At 56.4% G+C, this 287-nt stretch carries 1 protein-coding gene; it reads left to right on the top strand.

Annotation, left to right across the window (positions count from 1 at the left end; translation table 11 throughout):
• On the top strand, positions 1–287 hold a 287-nt coding region (locus tag OGX66_RS00325; protein WP_502873833.1), incomplete at both ends, for a contractile injection system protein, VgrG/Pvc8 family.

The following is a 287-nucleotide window of genomic DNA, read 5'->3' as shown; positions in this document are numbered from 1 at the left end:
CTCATGTCACAGCAGGGACTGCGCTTTACGCTCGACGTGGACGGGTTAGTGGCGATGAGCACCGCCGTCGTCAGCTTCACTCTCTGCCAGAAACTCTCTACTCCTTTTACACTCAGCGTCGATATTGCCAGCAGCCTGCCTGACCTCACCGCCACAGATTTTCTCGAGAAAAGCACCACCCTCACTGTCTGGCAGGGGGCTGTTGCGCTGCGTTATCTTCACGGCATCATCACCGGCGTGGAGCTCAGGGAGAACAACGACTGGCAGATGAATTACCAGCTGACTGT

Source organism: Citrobacter sp. Cf072 (genome assembly GCF_030334485.1).
Classification (GTDB): domain Bacteria; phylum Pseudomonadota; class Gammaproteobacteria; order Enterobacterales; family Enterobacteriaceae; genus Citrobacter; species Citrobacter freundii.
Note: the sequence above shows the minus strand (reverse complement) of the source record. Positions and strands in the feature narration are given on the sequence as shown.